Raw genomic sequence first — 20,521 nt, forward strand, 5'->3', positions numbered from 1 at the left:
GGACCCGTCCGTCGTCGGCTGGGAGCCTGCGCCGGTGACCACTGCCCCGTCCACCGCCGGAGCCCACCCCGCCCCGCCGCAGGTCGACCATGCGCTCAAGCGCGAGCGCTTCGGCTGGTACTCCTACGACTGGGCGATGTCGGTCTTCAACACCTCGGTGACGACCGTCTTCCTCGGCCCCTACCTGACCGCGGTGGCGCGGGACGCGGCCGGCCCGGACGAGCGGCTGTCCTTCCTCGGGCTGTCCATCGCGGCCGGCAGCTGGTTCTCCTACGTGCTGTCGGCGTCGGTGCTGCTGCAGGTGCTCGTGCTGCCCATCACCGGCGCCTTCGCCGACCGGAGCGGGCGCAAGCGCGAGATGCTCGCGGCGTTCGCGTTCCTGGGCGCGCTGGCGACCACCGGCCTGTTCTTCGTCGGCGACGGCCGCTGGCTGCTCGGCGCGGTGCTCTTCGCCGTCGCCAACATCGCCTTCGGTGCGGCGACGGTCGTCTACTACTCGTGGCTGCCCGACCTGGCCGGACCCGACGACCGGGACGCCGTCTCCAGCCGCGGCTGGGCCTTCGGCTACGTCGGCGGGGCCCTGCTGCTCGCCGTCCACCTGGGCCTGGTGATCGGTGCCGAGTCCCTCGGCCTGACCACCGGCGAGGCGGTGCGCATCTGTCTGGCGACCGCGGGCCTGTGGTGGGGCGCGTTCACCGTCTTCACGGTGTCGCGGCTGCGCAACCGACCGGTGCGCGACCCCGACGCCGTGCGGGCGCACAGCGGCTTCCGGCAGCTGGCCCTGACCCTGCGGGAGATGCGGGCCTTCCCGCTGACGCTGTGGTTCCTCGGCGCCTATCTGCTGTTCAACGACGGCGTGCAGACGGTCATCGCGCTCTCGGCGACCTACGCCACCGAGGAGCTGGACCTCGACCAGGACGTGCTCACCGGCGCGATCCTCATGGTGCAGGTGGTCGCGATCTTCGGGGCGCTGGGCCTGGGCCGCCTGGCCGGGCGGTACGGCGCCAAGCGGGTGGTGCTGGGTGCGCTGATCGCCTGGATCGGTGTGCTCCTCGCCGCCTTCTTCCTGCAGACCGGCGCGGTGAGCCAGTTCTACGCGCTGGCGGCGGTCATCGGCCTGGTGCAGGGCGGCACCCAGGCGCTGTCCCGGTCGCTGTTCAGCCAGCTCATCCCCGTGGGCAAGGAGGCCGAGTACTTCGGCTTCTACGAGATCAGCGACCGCGGGACCAGCTGGCTGGGCCCGCTCGCGTTCGGCCTGACCTACCAGCTCACCGGCTCCTACCGGCTGGCCATCGTCAGCCTGGTGATCTTCTTCGTGGCCGGTTTCGTGGCCCTGGCCGCGCTGCCGATGCGCCGCGCGGTCCTGGCGGCCGGCAACACTCCCCCGGCGCGCCTGTGACGGGCACCGAGTCGGTGGACCGGCCGGGGGCGCCGGTGCCGCTACCCGTGCCTGCCACCGTCCCGGCGTCCGGCGATCGGCGGCGGCACCCGGCCCCGGCGCACCTGCGGTTCTTCCACGGGCCGATGGACTGCGGGAAGTCCACGCTCGCGCTGCAGGTCGACCACAACCAGCACCGGCAGGGCAGGCACGGCCTGCTGGTCACCCAGGGCGACCGCTCCGCCGCCCCGCAGATCAGCTCGCGGGTGGGCCTGTCGCGGGCGGCGGTGGAGATCGACGGCTCGACCGATCTGCGGCTGCTGGTCCGCGAGCGGTGGGCCGGCGGGCACCGGGTGGACTACCTGATCGTCGACGAGGCGCAGTTCCTCACCGGGCACCAGGTGGACCAGCTGGCCGAGCTGGTCGACGAGTCCCACGTCGACGTCTACGCCTTCGGTCTCACCACCGACTTCCGGACCCGCCTGTTCCCCGGCACGCAGCGGCTGCTCGAGGTCGCCGACGACGTCCAGCGGGTGCAGGTCGAGGTGCTCTGCTGGTGCGGGCTGCCGGGGCTGCTCAACGCCCGCGTGGTGGAGGGGGCGATGGTCCGCTCCGGGGAGACGGTCGTCGTCGCCGACACCGCTCCGGCCGAGCACGCGGACGCCCCCGCCGTGCGCTACCAGGTGCTCTGCCGGCGGCATTACGTCCGCGGCGAGCTCGGCCCGACGGCGGCCGGACCGGGCCAGCTGGCACTCCCCTGACCTGCGGTCTCACCCCTCCGGGGGGCGGTGGAGCCCTGGATCCACCCCCATGCGATGATGGACCACCGATTAGACGGAATCTCTCGGGGTTTTCCGTCGTTAATCTCTCTGACTCCCCGGTCCGATGGGTAGTGGCCTGTTCGCCGGACGTCGAGTCCTGACCGACATCAAGAACGAGAGGACGGTGTGCCATGGGTGAGCGTTCTCTGCGCGGCAGCCGACTGGGCAGCGTGAGCTACGAGACCGAGCGGAACACCGCGCCGATCGAGCGGCAGTACGCCGAGTACCGGTGCCCGTCGGGCCACCTGTTCACGGTGCCCTTCGCCGACGACGCCGAGCTCCCCGACACGTGGGAGTGCAAGTTCGACGGTTCCGCCGCGAAGCTCGTGGGCGGGGCCGAGCCGGCCCCCAAGAAGGTCAAGCCCCCGCGCACGCACTGGGACATGCTCCTGGAGCGCCGTTCCGTCGAGGACCTCGAGGAGGTCCTCGCCGAGCGGCTCGAGGTCCTGCGCGGTCGGCGCACCCGCGCCAGCTGATCTCAGCACGACAGCGAAACGGCCCCGGTGGTTCTCCACCGGGGCCGTTCTGCGTCTCACACCGAGCGTCCTCTCGGGCGCTCCGCTGTTGATCATCGGATCCGTGCCCGGTTCCCCGGCGTGTCCGGCCGTGTCGCGTGCACGGATCCGATGATCAACTCGCGATGACCCCGCGGACGGAAACGTCTCAGGCGAGCGGTGGCCGCTGCCCGGGCGTGTCGCGCACGACCTCGGTGACGACCTCGCCCTCGATGACCTCCACCCGGCCGTAGCCGCCGGACGGGCCGGGAGAGTCGACCGGCGCGGTGCGGCTGCTGTCCACCCGGACGGGACCGCGGAGATGGTCGGGCACCCGCGAGAGGGCCAGCCGGGCGAGACCGGCGCGGATGAGCGGCCGGGTGCCCGGCAGTAGGCAGAGCAGGCCGATCAGGTCGCCGACGAAGCCGGGCATCACCATGAGCAGCCCGCCGACCGCGACCAGCCCCGCGTCCCCGAGCTCGCGGCCGGCCGGTCGCCGGGCCCGGGCGCGCTCGCGCAGCTCGCCCAGGGCGCGCACCCCCTGGCGGGCCAGCAGCAGGCCCCCCAGGGCGCTCGTGGCGAGGGCCGCCAGGATCGTCCAGCCGATCCCGATCCAGCTCGCCACGAGCGCGAACACGATGATCTCGGCCAGGGCCAGGAGCCCTACCGCCATGCGCAACCGGCGTCTCACGACGTCCGCCTCTCCTGTTCCCCGGACGGCGGGGCGGCGGCCGGTCCGCCTACCGGACCGCGCTCGACCGCCCGCCGTCGCGGGGTCGTCCCGGCACGGGCCGCTGGACCCGGCCCGGTAGCCAGTCGGCCAGCCGGTCCCGGAGACCCCACACGGTCACCCGTACCAATGCTTCTCTAACGATCGAACGGCTCATCTTGCTCCTGCCGAACGCCCGCTCGGTGAACGTGATCGGTACCTCGGTCACGCGGGCGCCGTCCCGCACCGCCCGCCAGGCCCAGTCGACCTGGAAGCAGTAGCCCTGGCTCGCGACGTCGTCGAAGGGCAGCCGGTCGATCAGCTCGGCCCGGGCGACCCGGTACCCGCCGGTCGCGTCGGTGAGCGGCAGCCGCAGCAGCCAGCGGGTGTAGCGGTTGCCCAGCCGCGAGAGCAGCAGCCGGTGCACCGGCCAGTCCTCGACCCGCCCGCCGGGCAGGTACCGCGAGCCCAGGACCAGGTCGGCGCCCGACAGCGCCGCGAGCAGGCGCGGCAGCTGTTCGGGGGCGTGCGAGCCGTCGGCGTCCATCTCGACCAGGACGTCGTAGCCGCGCTGGCGGGCCCAGCGGAACCCGGCCACGTACGCCGGGCCCAGACCGGCCTTCCCGGCCCGCCGCAGCACGTGCACCCGGGGGTCGCGCGCGGCCAGCTTCTCGGCCAGCTCGCCGGTGCCGTCGGGTGACCCGTCGTCGACCACCAGCGCGTGCGCCTCGGGCACGCTGGTCAGCAGCCGCTCGACGATCCGCTCGACGTTCTCGGCCTCGTTGTAGGTGGGGACGATCACCAGCACCCGGTCGGTCATCGGGCGCCGCTCCCCCGCCGCAGGGCCGGGACGATGGTGACCAGCAGGGCGCCCAGGGCCAGCGCGGTCAGCGCCCACTCGGGCCACGGTCCCAGCCGCAGGGCGACCGTGGTCGAGTCACGCCGGGCGATCTCCTCCACGAACACCGCGGACCGGAACAGCGACGAGGAGCGGACGACGGTGCCGTCGGGGGCGACGATCGCGGAGATGCCGCTGGTCGCCGCGACGACGACCGACCGGCCGTACTCGACGGCCCGCAGCCGGCTCGCGGCCAGCTGCTGCTCGCTCTCGTCGGTGAACCCGAACGTCGCGTTGTTGGTCTGGACGACGAGCAGCTCTGCGCCGCCGTCGACGACGTCGCCCACCAGCCCGTCGTAGACCACCTCGAAGCAGATGAGGTCGCCCAGCCGCGTGCCCCCGACGTCGAGCACCCCGGGGTCGCTGCCGGCGTAGAAGTCGCGCCGGACCAGGTCGACCTTGTCGCTGAAGAACCGGAAGAAGGAGCGGTAGGGGATGTACTCGCCGAAGGGCACGGGGTGCCGCTTGAGGTAGGTGTCCCCCGGCCCCGTGTCCGGGTCCCAGACGATGGCGGTGTTGCTGATGAACCGGCCCGGCCCGTCGGTGACCGCGCCGACCAGGATCGGCACGCCGATCGCCTCGGCCGCCCGGTCGATCTGGCGGGCGGCGTCGTCGTTGCGCAACGGGTCGATGTCGGAGCTGTTCTCCGGCCAGATGACGAGGTCGGGCTGGGGCTCGCGGCCGGCCTCGACGGCCGCGGCGAGCTCCCGGGTCGCCTGGACGTGGTTGTCGAGGACGGCGCGGCGCTGGGCGTTGAAGTCCAGCCCGGCCCGCGGGACGTTCCCCTGGATCACCGCGACGGTGGCGGTGGGCCCGCCGTCGGTGAGCGACGGACCGGCCAGCGGCAGCCAGGCGAGGCCGCCCACGAGGGGCACGGCGAGCACCGCGACGACGGCGAGGACGGCCGCCCGCACCGCCGGCCCCGCTGCGGGTCCCTCGGCCGGTCCCTCGGCGGCGGGCTCCCGCGGCACGGACGCCGCCCGCCAGGCCCTGACCAGGGCCAGCGCCGCCGCGGCCAGCAGCGTGCCGCTCAGGGCGACGGCGAAGCTCACCAGGGGCACGCCGCCGTACGCCGCGAACGACATCAGCGGCCCCTCGGTCTGGCTGAGGCCCAGCCGCCCCCACGGGAACCCGCCGAAGGGGAAACGTCCGCGCAGGGCCTCGTCGGCCACCCACAGGGCCGCGGCCCACACCGGCCACAGCCGCAGCCCGGAGGTCACGGCGCTGGCACCGCCGAGCAGCGCGATGAACATCGCCTCCATGCCGGCCAGCGCCAGCCACGGGACCTGCCCGACGTAGGTGCCGCTCCACGACAGCAGCGGGACGAAGAAGGCGAGCCCGAACACGAGGCCGAGCCACAGCCCCGACCGGAAGCGCTGCCCCCGCACGGCCAGGGCGAGCGCGGCGGGCCCGAGGGGGGCCAGCGCCGGCAGGTCGTAGCCGGGGAAGGCGAGCAGCAGGAGGGCCCCGCCGAGCGCGGCCAGCGCGGTGCGCCAGGGCAGGCGTCGGCGCGGGGCGGGTGCCTCGACGGAGACGTCCGGATCGGCCGGCCTGGGCAGGGGCCTCGCGCCGGTCACCGGCCCACCTGGTGCTGCCGGCACGCACTGCCTCCCGGAACGGTCGTCCCGGGAGCGGCCCGGGGGTCGGTCGACCCAGGCCGCTCGGACGTGGGTCCGGACCGCTGCGCCGTTGCCGCGGTCCTGACCCAGCATCCCATTCCAGCCTGCACCGACGACCGGCACGGGCTCCGACCGGCGACGGCCCCCTGCAGGGTCCCACCGCGAGCTTGCGAGCGGTGGGGGGCAGGGGGTCCTTCCCCCATCCGTGTCAGCGCCGGCGGGGCCGCGCCGCGGTGCCGCGTCTTCGGGCCGGACGGCCGGTCGCTGGCGGCGATCGGCTCGACCGTTGTCTGATGAGGCGGGTCCGAGCGGGCTCTCACCGGGTTGCCCGGCGGCGACGGTCGGGCGGGCGGCGCGGTGGACCCGCGCGGCTCGCTCCGGCAGGCGACGGTCGGTGCCCCGGATGGAACTGCAGGGACTGTAAGAACTGCGCGCGGCCGGGTCGCGGCCTGCGAGAGGCACGAGCCGGACTGTTATCTGATCGTGACCTGAGGCCGTTCGTCCGGCCGGTCGGTTCGGTCCGCGTGCGCGCCGCTGCGTTCCGTCACGGGACGACGAGCGTGGCCACCGCCTCGACGACGGTCAGCGGCTCGTCGAGGACGCGGGCGGCCGACGGACCGCGGTCCGGCTCGGCGCGTGCGACCACCCGGGCCGTGCAGCGCAGCTCGCGGCTGCGCCGGCCGACCCGCACCACCTCCGCGGTCGCCTCGAGGACGTCGCCGGCCCGCACCGGGCCGAGGAAGCGGACCTCGGAGTAGCCGGCCAGCAGGCCCTCGTCGCCGTCCATGACGATCGCGACCTCGGTGGCCACGTCGCCGAACAGGCCCAGGGAGTAGGCGCCGTCGACCAGCGAGCCCCCGTAGTGGGCGTGCGCGTAGGGCACGTAGCGGCGGTGGGTGACGGTGAGCCCCAGTCGGGGGTCGGGCTCGGTCATGCGGGCTGCCTTTCGGGAATCAGTGCGTGGATCAGGTAGCTGGCGACCTCGCCGGGTGTCGTCCCCCGGCCGAAGACCTTGTCGACGCCGAGGTCGGCGGCCATCGCCGGGTCGAAGCGCGGGCCGCCCACGACGAGCAGGGGGCGCTCCTCCCCCATCGCCTCGCGGAACGCGGCGGCCAGCTCCCGGGTGTTGCGCAGGTGCGCGTCCTTCTGGGTGACCACCTGCGACACGAGGACGGCGTCGGCGCGGTCGGCCCGGGCCCGGGCGACCAGCTCGGGGACGGTGACCTGGGCGCCGAGATTCGTCACGGCCATCTCCCGGTAGTACTCCAGGCCCTTCTCCCCCGCGAAGCCCTTGACGTTGAGGATCGCGTCGATGCCCACGGTGTGCGCGTCGGTGCCGATGCAGGCGCCGAGGACGACGAGCTCGCGGTGCAGGCCGGTCCTGATGGCGGTGTTGACCTCGCCGGCCGTGAGCAGCGGGTAGGCCCGCTCCTCGACGTGCACCTGGTCGAGGTCGACCAGGTGCCGCACGCTGCCGTAGACGACGAAGAAGGTGTAGCCGGCGTCGATCGCGTGGCTGTGCACGACCATCGCCGGCTCGATGCCCATCTTGTTCGCCAGCTGCAGCGCAGCGCCCTCGGCCCTGGGGCCGGTGGGCACGGGCAGGGTGAAGGACAGCTGCACCATCCCGTCGCCGGTGGTGTCCCCGTACGGCCGGATGATCGTCCCGTCAGGCACGAGCGGCCTCCTTCTCCTCCAGCAGCTCCAGGGCGGGGTTGTAGGCGTCGGGGCCGGTCGCGACGACCCCGGCCAGGCCCTTGCCGCCGTCGATCGGTCGCTTGGTGATGCCGAACGTGCCGTCGGCGATCGCGTCCATCAGCCCGCGGGGATGGTCGGCGATCCGCTCCAGCAGCTCGACCGCCTCGCGCAGGACGGTGTCGGCCCGCCGGTCGATGAAGCCGCCCGGCGGCGGGGCGAAGTCCTCGGCAAGGTTGCCCGCGGCGTTCAGCACGTAGCCGACGTTGCGCAGCGCGAGGTCGCGGTCGGACAGCCACGGGGTGACGACGGCCTCGGTCATCATCCCGACCAGCAGGATGCCCTGGCCGGTGAGCGCCCCGGCCAGGTTGAAGAACCCGTCGAGCAGGTAGCCGCGGAACACGTCGCCGGTCATGTGCTTGGTCGGCGGCATCCACTTCAGCGGCGCGTCGGGGAAGAGACTGCGCGCCAGCAGGGCGTGCGCCAGCTCCAGGCGGAAGGACTCCTCCCGCTCGGGCTGGATCTCGAAGGCGTGCCCGAGCCCCAGCTGCCAGTCCTCGAGGCCGGCCTCCTTGGCCAGCGTCTCGTTGAGCAGCTGGCTGACCGTGACGGTGTGCGCCTCGTCGACGGCGTCGGCAGTGGTGAGGTAGTTGTCCTCGCCGGTGTTGATGATGATCCCGGCGCGGGCGTGCACCATGCGGCTGAACCGCTGGTCGACGAAGGTGCGCTGCGGGTTGATGTCGCGGAAGAGGATCCCGTACATCGCGTCGTTGAGCATCATGTCCAGCCGCTCCAGCCCGGCCAGCACGGCGATCTCGGGCATGCACAGCCCCGACGCGTAGTTGGTCAGCCGCACGTAGCGGCCGAGCTCCGCGCTGACGTCGTCCAGGGCGGCCCGCATCAGCCGGAAGTTCTCCTGGGTGGCGTACGTGCCGGCGTAGCCGGTCCGCGTGGCGCCCTCGGGCACGTAGTCCAGCAGCGACTGCCCGGTCGACCGGATGACGGCGATGACGTCGGCGCCGGCCCGCGCGGCGGCCTGGGCCTGCGGGATGTCCTCGTGGATGTCGCCGGTGGCGACGATCAGGTAGATCCAGGGACGGCGCGGCGGGTCGCCGTGCGTCGCCACGAGCTCGTCCCGACGGCGGCGGTTGGCGTCGATGCGGGCGATGCCCTGCGCCGCGGCGTCGCGGGCGGCCGCGCGGGCGCGCTCGGCGTCGGCACCGCTGGGGATGTCGAACCGCGCCGTCCCGGCGCCGACCTCCTCGGCCAGCGACTGCAGGGTCCGTCCCGAGGCGAGCGCGTGCCACACGGGCAGCGCCACGCCGGACTCCAGGCCGACCTGGTCGCGGACGGCGTCGACCACCCGGTTCACCCAGGGCACCCGGTCCTCGGTCCTGCCTTCGCCGGTGACCGGGTCCGTGCCGGTGAGGCCGGCCAGCCGCAGCACGGCGCGCTCGACCGACACGGTGGTGTGCCGGTGCGCCAGGTCGACGACCGGCTGCGCGGCGCGCGCGGCCAGCTCCCGCGCCCGCGCGACCAGCGCCGGGTCGAGGTGCAGCGTGCTCACGGCAGGTCTCCCTTCCCGCTTTCTGTACCGAAAGCTGAACCGTGCGCGTGAGCTTTCTGTACCGAAAGCTGAGATGGGGGCGTCATGGGAGTTCTCCGATCGGGTCGCCGTCGACGAGCAGCAGGCGGCAGGTGGGCCGCGCCCGCTCGGTGAGGACGGTGGACAGCGTGCCGGTGGTCGCCCAGAGGGCGAGGTCGGCGGGGGCGCCGACGGCCAGCGGGCCACCGGGGTGCTCGGCGCGGGCGGCGTGCCAGCCGCCGTGGGTGGCGGCGTCGAACGCGTCGAACGGGCGCAGGCCGGACGCCGGCGTGCGGTGGTCGACGGCGGCGTGCACCCCTCCCCACGGATCCATCGGGGTGACCGGGGCGTCGCTGCCCAGCGCCAGCGCGACACCGGCGTCGGCGAGGTCGGCGAACGGGTTGGTCGCCAGCGCCCGGTCGTGGCCCAGGCGCTCGACGTACATGCCGGTCTCCCCGCCCCAGGCGGCGTCGAACGCCGGCTGGACGCTGGCGACCACCGCCCAGTCGCGCATCCGGGCGATCGCCCGGGCGTCGGCCATCTCGACGTGCTCGAGGCGATGCCGGCACGCGCGGACGGCGGCGACGCCCAGCTCCGCCACCACCGCACCGATCGCGTCCAGCACCTGGCCGACGGCGGCGTCGCCGATGCAGTGGAAGCCGGCCTGCACGCCGGCCAGCGTGCACGCGCGCACGTGTTCGACCAGCGACGCCGTCTCGAACCGCAGTGCGCCGGCGGTGTCCGGGCGGTCCACGTAGGGGCTGCTCAGCGCGGCCGTGTGCGAGCCGAAGGCGCCGTCGCAGAACAGGTCGCCGCCGGCCCCGGCCAGGCCGAGCTCGTGGACCGGTCCCAGGCCGCCGCGTTCGGCCAGCTCGCCCCAGTAGCCGAGCACCCGCGGCCCCGGCTCGGCCGCCGCGAGGTCGAGCAGGGCGGCGAGGTCCTCGATGCCGGACACCTCGGGGCCGGCCATCTCGTGCAGGCTGCCGATGCCGAGCTCCGCCGCGGCGGCGCGCGTGGCTCGCTGGGCGGTCCGGCGCTGGCCGGCGCCCACCGACCCGTAGGCCGCCTGCCGCGCCGCGTGGTGGGCGTCGAGCCGTAGCTGGCCGCTCGGGTCGTAGCCGGGCAGGGCGGTGATGCCGGGGACCCGGTCGAGCAGCGCCGTCGAGACGGTGGCCGAGTGCACGTCGACGCGGGCCAGGTAGGCGGGGCGGTCACCGACGACGGCGTCGAGGTCGTGCCGCGTCAGGCCGCGTCCCTCCGGCCAGCCGGTCTCGTCCCAGCCGGTGCCCAGCACGATGCCCTCGGGGGCCGACCCGACCAGTGCGGTCACCGCAGCGAGCGCGTCCCGGACGCTCGACCTCCCGTGGAGGTCGAGACCGGCGAGCGCCAGACCGGTCGCCGTGGCGTGCACGTGCGCGTCGACGAACGCCGGGGTGAGCAACGCCCCCTCCCCCGAGATCACCCGGTCGGCCGCGGGTGCGTCGGCGGCCGCACCGGTCCAGGCGACGGCGCCGTCGACGACGTGCACGGCGCGGCCGGCCCGGTCGCCGACGGTGACGTCGGTGATCAGCAGGCTCATGGATGGATGCGCGGCTCGATCAGGGCGCGCACGCCGGGGGCCGACCGGTACAGGCCGAGCGCCAGGGCGGCGTGCCCCGGCGTGTAGCCGTTGCCCACGAGCATCGTCACGTCCGCCGCCATCCCCTCCGCGCCCAGGGCCGCCGCCGGGAACGACGTGGCCATGGAGAAGAAGACCACGGTCCCCCCGTCGGCCGTCGCGAGGATGGCGCCGTGCTCGGCGCCGGGCACGTCGACGCAGACCACGGTCACGTCGGCGGGGGTGCCCACCGCGGCCGCGACGGCCAGGGGGTCGGTGGCGTCGGCGACGACGACGCGGTCGGCCAGCCCCGTCGCGCGCAGCGCCGCGGCCTCCGCCTCGTCGCGCACCAGGCCGGTGAGCTCGGTGGCCCCGGCGGCGCGGGCCGCGGCCAGGCTGAGGCAGCCCGACTTGCCGGCCGCGCCCAGGACGACGACCGAGCGCGCCCCGGCCCGCTCGACCACGCGCGCGGTCGCGGCGGGGGCGCCGCACACGTCGAGGACGGCGAGGGACACCGCGTCGGGGAGGTCGGCGGGGAGCACGGCGGCGATGGAGCGGGCGAACAGGATCGCCGTCCCCTCGGCCGGCACCTGCTCGCTGCGCCCGTCCCACCGGGCGAGCCCGTCGCTGAGGGACAGCGGCGTCAGGGTCAGCGAGACGAGGGTGGCCACGCGGTCGCCGACCCGCAGGCCCAGGGGCGACTCGGGGCCCACGGCGTCCACGGTGCCGATGAGCATGCCGCCGGAGCCGGTGACCGGGTTCTGCATCTTCCCGCGGGTGCGCACGATCTCCAGGACGGCAGCGCGAACCGCAGCGCCGTCGCCGTGGTGCGCCTCCGAGAGCTGGCGGAACGACGCGGCGTCGAGGTTGAGCCGCTCGACGGCGATGCGCACCTCGTCCGGGCCGATCTCCGGCGAGGCGTCGAGGCGCTGCGCCGCCTGGGGCAGCACCCCGGTGGGCTCGAGCACCCGGGGCACGCCCAGTGCCCGCTCCGTCGATCCAGCCACGAAACACTCCCTCTCACCCGTTCGGTGCAGGAGAACCTATCGCGTCGATGCCATATGACCGAAGATTCTCCCGTAAGGTGGCCCGTGTTGGTGAGGGATCGACGGGGTCGACCCGCGGAGGGAGCACGCAGTGCTGGAGCAGCCGTACGAATACGTGGCTCGCGAGCTGGTCGAACCGGACTGGCGGCGGCTCCCCGGCTTCGCCGACGTGACCGAGGAGCAGTGGCGCAGCGCCCAGTGGCAGCGCGTCAACTGCGTGAAGAACCTCCGGCAGCTGCGCGGGGTCTACGGCGACCTGCTCGACGAGTCCTTCTACGCCGACGTCGAGGCCGACCAGGCCGGCCGGGCGACGATGTCGCTGCTGCTCCCGCCGCAGATGCTCAACACGATGGTGCCCGGGGAGGTGCCCTCGACCGCGGCGATGCTCGCCGACCCGGTGCGCCGGTACATGCTCCCGGTCGCCTCCGACCGGCTGGAGGGCGCCGCGGCCAGCCACCCGTACGCCGCGCGCGACTCGCTGCACGAGCACGAGATGTGGGCCGTCGAGGGGCTGACCCACCGCTACCCCACCAAGGTGCTCGCCGAGCTGCTGTCGACCTGCCCGCAGTACTGCGGGCACTGCACCCGCATGGACCTGGTGGGCAACTCGACGCCCGCCGTCCCCAAGCTGAAGTTCGAGCTCAAGCCGGTCGACCGGCAGGGTCTGATGCTCGACTACCTGCGGGCCACCCCCGGCGTGCGCGACGTCGTCGTCTCCGGCGGCGACGTCGCCAACCTGCCGTTCAAGAACCTCGAGGCGTTCGTCGCCGGCCTGCTGGAGATCGAGTCGGTCCGCGACATCCGGCTCGCGACCAAGGCCCTCATGGGCATGCCGCAGCACTGGCTGCAGGACGACGTCGTCGAGGGCATGACCCGGCTGGCGACGACGGCCCGCGAGCGCGGCGTCTCCCTCGCCGTGCACACCCACGTCAACGCCGCGCAGCAGGTGACCCCGCTGGTGGCCGAGGCCGCGAAGGCCATGCTGGCCGCCGGGGTCCGCGACGTGCGCAACCAGGGCGTCCTGCTGCGCGGGGTCAACGCGACCGCGCCGCAGCTGCTCGACCTGTGCTTCGCGCTGCTCGACGGGGCGAGCATCACGCCCTACTACTTCTACATGTGCGACATGATCCCCAGTGCCGAGCACTGGCGGGTCTCACTGGCCCACGCCCAGACGCTGCAGCACGACATCATGGGCTACCTGCCCGGCTTCGCGACGCCGCGGATCGTGTGCGACGTCCCCTACGTCGGCAAGCGGTGGGTGCACCAGGTCGCCGAGTACGACCGCGAGCGGGGCATCAGCTACTGGACGAAGAACTACCGCACCGGCATCGAGCGCACCGACGAGGCCGCCCTGGATCGCCGCTACACGTACTACGACCCGATCGCGACGCTGCCCGAGAGCGGCCAGGCGTGGTGGGCGCAGCGCGAGCACGACCGGGTGGCAGCTGAGGAGCGCGCGGCCAGCAGCCGCGCGGCGTCGGCCGCCGACCTGCCGGCCTGAGCCCCGCCCGGGTGGCTGCCACCGGCGCCGCCCGGTAGGCAGGGGGCGTGGGGGACGACGACGGTGCCGAGCTGACCACCGCCCGGCTGCGGCTCCGGCCCTGGACGGACTCCCCCGCCGACCTCGCGCGCCTGGCGGACCTGTACGGCCGCGAGGAGGTCACCCGCTGGCTGGGCGGGGCTCCGTCGGTGCCGCCGGCCGCGCTGCCGAGCCGCTGGGCGGCGCTGCACGCCGGGGATCCGCGCTTCGGCTGCTGGGCGATGGAGCGCGAGGACGGCGTGGTCGCGGGCACGGTGCTGTTCAAGCCGCTGCCGAACGGGGTGGGCGAGGTCGAGGTCGGCTGGCACCTGCACCCCGACTCGTGGCACCACGGCTACGCGACCGAGGCGGCCCGGGCGGTGATCCAGCGGGGCTTCGAGGCCGGGCTGCCCGAGGTCTACGCCGTCGTCCGGCCCGGCAACGAGCCGTCGCTGGCGGTCTGCCGGCGGCTGGGCATGACGCCGCTGGGCCGGATGACCCGCTGGTACGACGTCGAGCTCGAGGCCTTCCGGCTGATGGCGCCGCCCACGATCGACTAATGCGCGGTCAGCGGCGGCGGACCAGGCCCGTGATCCGCGCCAGCGGGGACTTCTTCGGCGTCTTCGGGCCGTGGCCCGCGGCGCGGACGGCGTCCGCGGCCGCCGCCTCCTCCGGGGTCGGGGCGGTGCCGCCGAGGTGGGCGGGGAGCCACCAGCGGTCGTCGGGACCCGCGGGCTGGTCGGGGTAGCTGCGGTGGGCCTCGTCGAGCAGCGTCTCCATGGCGGCCCGGGTGCGGCGTAGCAGCGACTGGGCCTTCTCCCCCGGCTCGGCGACGATCGGCTCGCCGAGGAGCACGGTGACCGGCACCCGGCGGCGCAGGACCACCTTGTGGCCCTTGGTGGCGATCCGGTGCCCGCCCCAGACCGCGGCGGGGATGATCGGCACCCCGGCGTCGACGGCCATGCGGGCGGCGCCGGCCTTGAGGTCCTTGACGGTGAAACTCGTGCTGATCGTCGCCTCGGGGAAGACGCCGACCACCTCGCCGTCCTTGAGGGCGCGCACCGCGGACTCGAAGGCGGCCGCCCCGGCCTTGCGGTCGACCGGGATGTGCTGCATCGCCCGCATGAACGGGCCGGCGAACCAGTGCTCGAACACCCCGGACTTGGCCATGAACCGGACCAGCCGGTGCTGCGGCAGCGCGCCGAGGCCCAGGAACATGAAGTCGAAAAAGCTGACGTGGTTGCTCGAGATGATCGCGCCGCCGGTGACCGGCACGTGCTCGGAGCCCCGGACGTCGAACCGGAAGCCAAACGCCTTGAACAGGACCAGCACGACGCGGATGACGAACCGGTAGGGCTTGTCACGCGGGTCGGGCGAGGGTCCGAACAGGTCGCGGCGGACGACGTCGCGCCAGCTCGCGGTGTACATGTGGCGCAATCTATCCCGTGGGGCCGGGGACCGCGCCCGCGGTGTCGGGCATCCGTCCGGCGGTGAGGGCCACGGCGGCACGGGCGACGGCCGCCAGGTCGCCGGTCTCCCGGTGGACCCGCCGCTGCAGGTCCGCGCCGGTCCCGCGCCGAAGCAGCGCGGCGATCCCGTCGTCGACCCGCTGCTCGTCGCCGGCGTCGCGCAGCGCGGGCCGCACGTGCTGGAGCAGGTCGTCGAGCACGTCGGCGGCCGGGGCCGGTGTGCCGGTCGCGGGGTGGACGAGGTCGTCGGCCAGCCCGGACCGGGAGGCCCGCCAGGCGGCCACCCGCAGGAGCTCGGTGCGGACGTCGGGCACCGGGCGACCGTCGGCCGCGTCCCGGGCGGCGGTCTCGACCAGGGCCCGCACCAGGCCGGCGAGCGTGACGGCGTCCTCGACGTGCAGGGCGACGTCGGGCGTGCGCACCTCGACGGTGGGCCAGGTGGCCGACAGCCGGGCGTCGAAGTAGACCATCCCGTCGTCGAGGACGGTGCCCGTGGCCAGGACGGCGCCGACGAGGCGGTGGTAGTCGGCGGCGTCGGCGAACGGCTCGTTGGGGCCCGCCGAGGGCCACCGGTTCCACACCTGCGACCGGAAGCTCGCGTAGCCGGTGTCGGAGCCGCGCCAGAACGGGGAGTTGGCGGTCAGCGCGGTCAGCACCGGCAGCCATCCGCGGATCCGGTTGAGGACGGCCACCCCCTCCTCGTCGTCGGCGACCGAGACGTGGACGTGGCAGCCGCAGGTCAGCACGTCCCGGGCCGTCCGGTCGAAGACCTCGACGATCCGCCCGTACCGCTCCCCTTCGGTCGCGACCGGCTCGACGTGGACCGGGGAGGTGGCGAGGGCGGCGACGTGGGCACCGACCGCGCGGGCCGCTGACTCCGCCCGCCCGCGCCAGAAGCGCAGCTCGCCCTCGAGGTGGGCGAGGTCGGTGCAGACCCGGGTGCCGAGCTCCATCTGCTGGGCCTTGAGCTCGGGCATCAGGTGACCCGGGTCCGCGCCGTGCCCCTCGCCGCGCTCGGCACGGTCGTGTGCGCCGGTGTCCTCCCCCTCGCCGCGCCGGGCGGCGACCTCGAGGGCCTCGGGGCCCTTGGGCACGGGGACGCCGGCGGGGTCCACCACCAGCAGTTCCTCCTCGACCCCGACGCTGCGCACGCGCTCATGATCACCATGGCGGAGCCGGAACGCAGGCCGAGGTGGCCGGTGGCCCCCGCCCGGGTGAACGCCCCCCGCGTTGTCGAACCGTTATCCCCAACTCTGAGCCGGCTCTTCGGTGGGACCTGCGGTCCCACCACCCCTGCAGCTCACCCTGCTCCCGCCGCCGCGCCTCCCGCGATTGCGGAGATGGCGCCCGGAGGGCGCCGGGCCCCGTTCGGCAGGTCCGCACAAGTGGAACGCAACGAATTGTTGGGGATAACGGTAGTGTTCCGTCATGCTACGTGCGTGGCAGCAGCCGCTGCCCGACATGCCCGCCCCGCCTCCGGCGCGCGCCTGGGGCCGCGTGCGGCCGCCGGAGGGCTACGAGCCCCAGTGGCGCCGGCTGGTCGACGCCGCCCTCGAACTGGGGCTGGGCCCCGACGACCTCGCCGCGACCGGTCTGGAGCCGCTGGTGGCGGCCCGCGGCTGGAAGCCCGCGACCGTGGCGCTGTACAGCAAGGTCGCCCGCTACGGCGGCCTGGCCCTGCCGCGGGCGCCCACGCCCGAACCCGACCCGCCGGAGCTGGATCTGCGCCCGCTGACGCAGGTGCGCAGCGAGGACCCGGAGCACCTGCGCGCGGTGGCCTGGTGCGCCCTCGCCCTGGGCTGGCCGGCGCCGGTCGCCGCGTTCCGCTCGCTGCGCCGGGACCAGGTGCGCGCGACCACCCGCCGCCTGCTCGTCGCCACCGACGACGGCGAGTGGGCCGTCCCGGGCGCGCTGACCGCCTGGCTCGCGTGGGAGACCGTGCGCAACCGGTACCCCGCCCTCGCCGCGAGCCCCTGGGTGCTGCCGGCGCTGCGCCGGGGGCCCGGGCTGGACTCGCGGATCGGCGGCCGGCTGTCCTCCCAGGCGCTGCAGGTGACGTTCACCAAGCACGCCGTCCGCACGGCGCAGCACCTGCGGGCCACCGCCGCCCCCTCGCGCCGCGACGCGGCCGAGGAGCTCGCCACGGCCTACCGGGACCTGTCCTACGACTCCTTCCGCCGGCTGGCGCTGGCCGCCGGCGCTCCCCCGGTCGCCGCACGCGGCGTCGTGCGCGCCGCCCGGGCGCTGAGCCGGTCCGGGCGGCTGGCCGGGTGACCGGGCACTGCGGCCCCACCGCCGGGACGTCCGGCCCTGGGGCCCGCCCGCCGGTTCGGCTGCGATCGGGGCGGTGACGACGACGCGCGCACGGACCTCGCCCCGGACGGCCGACCGCCCGGTCGAGGTGCGCGGCCTGCGCAAGACCTACGGGAAGACGACGGCGGTCGACGACGTGTCCTTCACCGTCGAACCGGGCGAGATCGTCGGCATCCTCGGGCCCAACGGGTCGGGCAAGACCACGACCGTGGAGTGCCTGCAGGGACTCCGCCGTCCCGACCAGGGCGACGTCCGGGTGCTGGGGCTCGACCCTCGCCACCAGGTGGCCACCCTCCGCCGGCGGATCGGCTGCCAGCTGCAGGACGCCGCCCTGCCCGACCGGCTCCGGGTCGGCGAGGCCGTCCGCCTGTTCGCCAGCGTGGGCGACCGGCGGCCCGACATCGACGCACTGCTGCGCGAGTGGGGCCTCCGGGAGAAGCGCCGCGCGCCGTTCGGCAGCCTCTCGGGCGGGCAGCGCCAGCGGCTGTTCGTCGCCCTCGCCCTGGTCAACGACCCCGAGCTGGTGTTCCTCGACGAGATGACCACCGGCCTGGACCCGACCGCCCGCCGCGACGCCTGGCGGCTGGTGGAACGGGTGCGGGACCGGGGCGCGGCGATCGTCCTCGTCACCCACTTCATGGACGAGGCCGAACGCCTCTGCGACCGGCTGGTCGTGCTGCGCGACGGCGCCGTCGTGGCGACCGGCACGCCCGCCGAGCTCGTACACCGCCACGGCGGCGGGCTCACCGCCTCGTTCAGCAGCGATCTCCCGCTGCCCGTGTTCGCCGAGTTGCCGGGGGTCCGCGACGTCCGCCGGCACGGCACCACCGTGGAGGTCACCGGGGAACCGGCGGTCGTGCTGCGCATCGGCCACCTGCTGGTCCCGACCGGGCACGTGCCCGCCGATCTGCTCGTCCGGCAGGCGACGCTCGAGGACGCCTACATCCGGCTCGTCGGCGACGGCACCCAGGACGGCACCCAGGACGGCGCTGACCCGCCGACCCGGGGCGACGAGCCAGGGACGGCGGTGGCCCGGTGAACGGGCGCGTGCTGACCGAGTCGGGCCGGGTCGAGCTGCTCCTGCTGCTGCGCGAGCCGGTGACCCTGGTGTTCGCGCTCGCGCTGCCGATCGTGAACGTCGTCGTCCTCGGGGGCGTGTTCGGCGACCAGCCGGACCCGACCGGCGAGGTCTTCCGCGGCGTCGGCGGCTCGACGTACTACACGCCGGCCTACATCTCCCTGGTCGCCGCCTCGGTCGGGCTGATCTCGGTGCCGACCCAGCTGGCCGGCTACCGCGAGCGCGGGGTGCTGCGCCGGATGCGCGCGTCCGGCCTGCCCGTCGCGGCCGTCCTGGGGGCCCAGCTGGCGGTCGGGCTGGGGCTGGCCGCGGTCGGCGCCGCCGTCGTCACGGCGTTCTCGTTCCTCACCAACGACCCGGCGCCGGCGGAGGACCCGGTCGGCGTGGTCGTGGCGTTCCTCGTCGGCACGGTGGCGCTGATCCTGCTCGGCATCCTGCTCGGCGCCGTCCTGCCCACCGCCCGCGCGGCACAGGGTGCCGGGGTGCTGCTCTGGTTCGTGCTGCTGATCCTCGGCGGCGCCGGCCCCCCGCCGGAGGTGCTGCCCGACGCGATGGGCACCGTCGGCGCCCTGACGCCCCTGCGGCCGCTGGTCCTGGCCCTGCAGGACCCGTGGTTCAGCGGCAGCTGGAACCCCGGCATGCTCGCCGTCCTGGCCGCGATCGGGGCGGTGAGCTGGGCGCTCGCGTCGTGGCGGCTGCGCCGGGACTGACCGCCGCTACCGCCGCCCCGCGGCCCGGCGGCGCACGAGCAGCAGCGCACCCACGCCCAGCAGGACGAGCCCGGTCAGGAAGACGGCGACCACCGGGCTGAGGCTGTCGCTGCTGAACTTGAGGACCAGGATCGCCAGCGCGAGGACCCCCGCGACCGCGGCCGGCCACTCCGCGGTGCGGACGTAGTACGCCAGACCGCCCACGGCGAGGACGGCCAGGACCCCGACGGCGATGGCTGCGCCCGGCTGGAGCTCGGCGAAGACGCCGATCGTGCCCGCGTAGAGCGCGACGACCAGGCCGAGGGACAGGCCGAGCGTGGGCACGGTGAGCACCCGGGTACGCGAGAGGGCCGCCCAGCCGAGCCCGACCGCGGCGAACGCGAGCACCATGGCCGTGGCCGTCGTCGACTCCTGGTCGGGGGTCGCCTCGTCCAGGACCGCGATGGCGAGCAGGCACACCGCGCCGAGTCCGGCGGTCTCGCTGACGGCGCTCGGGGCCACCCAGTGCGCGGCGGCGACGGCGACGACGGCGGTGACGGCCGCGGCGAGCAGCCCGTGCCCGGTGACGAGGACGCCGGCGGTCCCGGCGGCCGTGCCCGCGGCGATGGTCAGCGAGGTGCTGGCCAGGCGGCGGCGGACGGCGTGCTCCGGGCCGAGCATGATCTGCCGGCCGCGCGGCCGGACCGCGGCCACCGCGAGGCCGACGACGGCGAGGACGAGGGTGATCCCGGCGAGGACGGCGACCCGGCCGGGGCGCCCCAGCTCCTCCCACCGCTGCCCGACGAGCACCGCGCCGGCGGCGCCGACGAGCGCGGCACCGGCGTAGGCGGCCGCCTCGGCGAGCCGGCTGCTGAGCGGGACACCCGCCGGGCGCGGGGGGCCTTCCGGCGGCCCCGCGCCGCGGTCCAGCTCGTCGAGCAGCGCCGTGGCCTGCTCCGGTGACCAGGTGCCGGCGGCCTGCAGCCGGTCCAGCGCGCCCATCAGCTGCTCGCGGGGAATCGACTGCCTCATCGGTGCGGGAGTCGTGGGTGCGGGGCTCACCATGATCGGCACCTCCTGGTGCCGAGGCTAGGCGGTCTGACCTGCGGTTCCAGGGACGTTGGCCGCTCATCGGCGCAGCCCTTGGTCTGCGACGGGTCAGATCCGCGTCGCGCGCACCAGCGTCGCCCGGGTGGCGGCCCTCGCCACCTCGTCCGGCGGCGGGTGCCGGGCCAGACCGAGCGTGCGCGCCGCCGCCGGGACCGCCGCCAGGTAGGCCGTCAGCCCCGCGGCGGCCTCCTCGGGCGCGACGGCGCCCTCCACGGCGACCGCGCGGGCGCGCACGTGCTCCCCCGCGAGCCACAGGTCCACGTCGGCGCCGTCCCGCAGGTTGCGCCACCAGGTCTTGCGGTCGGCCGCCCCGACCAGCACCCAGACCGTGTCGCCGTCGCGGGCGTACTGGCAGACCAGCTCGTGCGGCGTGCCCGTGCGCCGGCCGGTGTAGCGGAGCACCGCGAGACCCCGGCCCAGTCGCCGGCCCACCGGCGTCCGCAGCGCGCGGCGCAGCACCGGGTTGGCCACCCGGTTGGTCAGCCAGAACGAGGCCACGTG

The 20,521-nt window shown here is 75.0% G+C and carries 20 protein-coding genes; 8 read left to right on the plus strand and 12 right to left on the minus strand.

The features are described 5' to 3' along the window. Positions 1–34: 34 nt before the first annotated feature. The 3 genes from ABD644_RS10000 (at position 35) to ABD644_RS10010 (ending at position 2,675) form a co-directional block, all read left to right on the plus strand. Entirely contained in the window at positions 35–1,399 is a 1,365-nt protein-coding gene (locus ABD644_RS10000) for an MFS transporter (protein WP_344688701.1), read from the plus strand. A gap of 47 nt (positions 1,400–1,446) precedes the next feature. Further along, positions 1,447–2,139, plus strand: coding sequence for a thymidine kinase (locus tag ABD644_RS10005; protein ID WP_344688702.1), 693 nt, complete (start codon positions 1,447–1,449; stop codon positions 2,137–2,139). A 191-nt stretch (positions 2,140–2,330) separates the two neighbouring features. Then, on the plus strand, positions 2,331–2,675 hold the full coding sequence (locus ABD644_RS10010; protein ID WP_091322337.1) for an RNA polymerase-binding protein RbpA: 345 nt from the start codon (positions 2,331–2,333) through the stop codon (positions 2,673–2,675). Positions 2,676–2,862: 187 nt separating this feature from the next. Here the strand turns inward: ABD644_RS10010 and ABD644_RS10015 are convergent, their stop codons facing one another. From ABD644_RS10015 to kdd, 8 genes are all read right to left on the minus strand, one after another. Continuing rightward, entirely contained in the window at positions 2,863–3,366 is a 504-nt protein-coding gene (locus ABD644_RS10015) for an FxsA family protein (RefSeq protein WP_344688703.1), read from the minus strand. A gap of 67 nt (positions 3,367–3,433) precedes the next feature. Next, complete coding sequence (locus ABD644_RS10020; protein ID WP_344688704.1) at positions 3,434–4,222, minus strand: polyprenol monophosphomannose synthase; 789 nt, start codon at positions 4,220–4,222, stop codon at positions 3,434–3,436. Then, positions 4,219–5,877, minus strand: coding sequence for an apolipoprotein N-acyltransferase (gene lnt, locus ABD644_RS10025; RefSeq protein ID WP_344688705.1), 1,659 nt, complete (start codon positions 5,875–5,877; stop codon positions 4,219–4,221). Before lnt ends, ABD644_RS10020 begins: the two co-directional genes overlap by 4 nt. A 586-nt stretch (positions 5,878–6,463) precedes the next feature. Next, positions 6,464–6,853, minus strand: a complete 390-nt coding sequence (gene kal / locus ABD644_RS10030; RefSeq protein ID WP_344688706.1) for a 3-aminobutyryl-CoA ammonia lyase — start codon at positions 6,851–6,853, stop codon at positions 6,464–6,466. Further along, positions 6,850–7,596 (minus strand): lysine 5,6-aminomutase subunit beta, encoded by a 747-nt coding sequence (gene kamE / locus ABD644_RS10035; protein ID WP_344688707.1) that lies wholly within the window; start codon positions 7,594–7,596, stop codon positions 6,850–6,852. Before kamE ends, kal begins: the two co-directional genes overlap by 4 nt. Next, entirely contained in the window at positions 7,589–9,181 is a 1,593-nt protein-coding gene (gene kamD, locus ABD644_RS10040; RefSeq protein WP_344688708.1) for a lysine 5,6-aminomutase subunit alpha, read from the minus strand. Before kamD ends, kamE begins: the two co-directional genes overlap by 8 nt. Positions 9,182–9,263: 82 nt before the next feature. Further along, positions 9,264–10,778 carry an amidohydrolase gene (locus ABD644_RS10045; RefSeq protein WP_344688709.1) on the minus strand — a complete coding sequence of 505 codons (1,515 nt, stop codon included), beginning with the start codon at positions 10,776–10,778 and terminating at the stop codon, positions 9,264–9,266. After that, complete coding sequence (gene kdd / locus ABD644_RS10050; protein ID WP_344688710.1) at positions 10,775–11,803, minus strand: L-erythro-3,5-diaminohexanoate dehydrogenase; 1,029 nt, start codon at positions 11,801–11,803, stop codon at positions 10,775–10,777. The genes ABD644_RS10045 and kdd overlap by 4 nt, the downstream gene beginning before the upstream one ends. A gap of 130 nt (positions 11,804–11,933) precedes the next feature. Here kdd and ABD644_RS10055 point away from each other — a divergent pair, with 130 nt between their 5' ends. Together ABD644_RS10055 and ABD644_RS10060 are read left to right on the plus strand one after the other, a co-directional pair. Further along, positions 11,934–13,343 carry a KamA family radical SAM protein gene (locus ABD644_RS10055; protein WP_344688711.1) on the plus strand — a complete coding sequence of 470 codons (1,410 nt, stop codon included), beginning with the start codon at positions 11,934–11,936 and terminating at the stop codon, positions 13,341–13,343. Positions 13,344–13,390: 47 nt separating this feature from the next. Beyond that, positions 13,391–13,921 (plus strand): GNAT family N-acetyltransferase, encoded by a 531-nt coding sequence (locus ABD644_RS10060; RefSeq protein ID WP_344688712.1) that lies wholly within the window; start codon positions 13,391–13,393, stop codon positions 13,919–13,921. Positions 13,922–13,928: 7 nt separating this feature from the next. On the opposite strand, the gene ABD644_RS10065 is transcribed toward ABD644_RS10060, so the two are convergent. After that, positions 13,929–14,789 (minus strand): lysophospholipid acyltransferase family protein, encoded by an 861-nt coding sequence (locus ABD644_RS10065; RefSeq protein WP_344688713.1) that lies wholly within the window; start codon positions 14,787–14,789, stop codon positions 13,929–13,931. Positions 14,790–14,799: 10 nt separating this feature from the next. Then, the gene (locus ABD644_RS10070; protein WP_344688714.1) at positions 14,800–15,981 is read right to left on the minus strand and encodes a carboxylate-amine ligase; all 1,182 of its coding nucleotides are present in this window, start codon (positions 15,979–15,981) and stop codon (positions 14,800–14,802) included. Positions 15,982–16,258: 277 nt separating this feature from the next. On the opposite strand from ABD644_RS10070, the gene ABD644_RS10075 reads away from it, so the two are divergent. The 3 genes from ABD644_RS10075 (at position 16,259) to ABD644_RS10085 (ending at position 18,931) form a co-directional block, all read left to right on the plus strand. Continuing rightward, positions 16,259–17,104 carry a hypothetical protein gene (locus ABD644_RS10075; RefSeq protein WP_344688715.1) on the plus strand — a complete coding sequence of 282 codons (846 nt, stop codon included), beginning with the start codon at positions 16,259–16,261 and terminating at the stop codon, positions 17,102–17,104. 73 nt (positions 17,105–17,177) lie between these two features. After that, positions 17,178–18,182, plus strand: coding sequence for an ABC transporter ATP-binding protein (locus ABD644_RS10080; protein WP_344688716.1), 1,005 nt, complete (start codon positions 17,178–17,180; stop codon positions 18,180–18,182). Beyond that, positions 18,179–18,931 carry an ABC transporter permease gene (locus tag ABD644_RS10085; RefSeq protein WP_344688717.1) on the plus strand — a complete coding sequence of 251 codons (753 nt, stop codon included), beginning with the start codon at positions 18,179–18,181 and terminating at the stop codon, positions 18,929–18,931. The genes ABD644_RS10080 and ABD644_RS10085 overlap by 4 nt, the downstream gene beginning before the upstream one ends. Before the next feature lie 6 nt (positions 18,932–18,937). Here the strand turns inward: ABD644_RS10085 and ABD644_RS10090 are convergent, their stop codons facing one another. After that, positions 18,938–19,942, minus strand: a complete 1,005-nt coding sequence (locus ABD644_RS10090) for a DUF2157 domain-containing protein (protein ID WP_344688718.1) — start codon at positions 19,940–19,942, stop codon at positions 18,938–18,940. A 126-nt stretch (positions 19,943–20,068) separates the two neighbouring features. Beyond that, positions 20,069–20,518, minus strand: coding sequence for a nitroreductase/quinone reductase family protein (locus ABD644_RS10095; protein ID WP_344688719.1), 450 nt, complete (start codon positions 20,516–20,518; stop codon positions 20,069–20,071). Positions 20,519–20,521 lie beyond the last annotated feature (3 nt).

Origin of the sequence: Blastococcus jejuensis, assembly GCF_039534705.1 — a bacterium.
In the GTDB taxonomy this organism is placed as follows: Bacteria; Actinomycetota; Actinomycetes; order Mycobacteriales; family Geodermatophilaceae; genus Blastococcus_B; species Blastococcus_B jejuensis.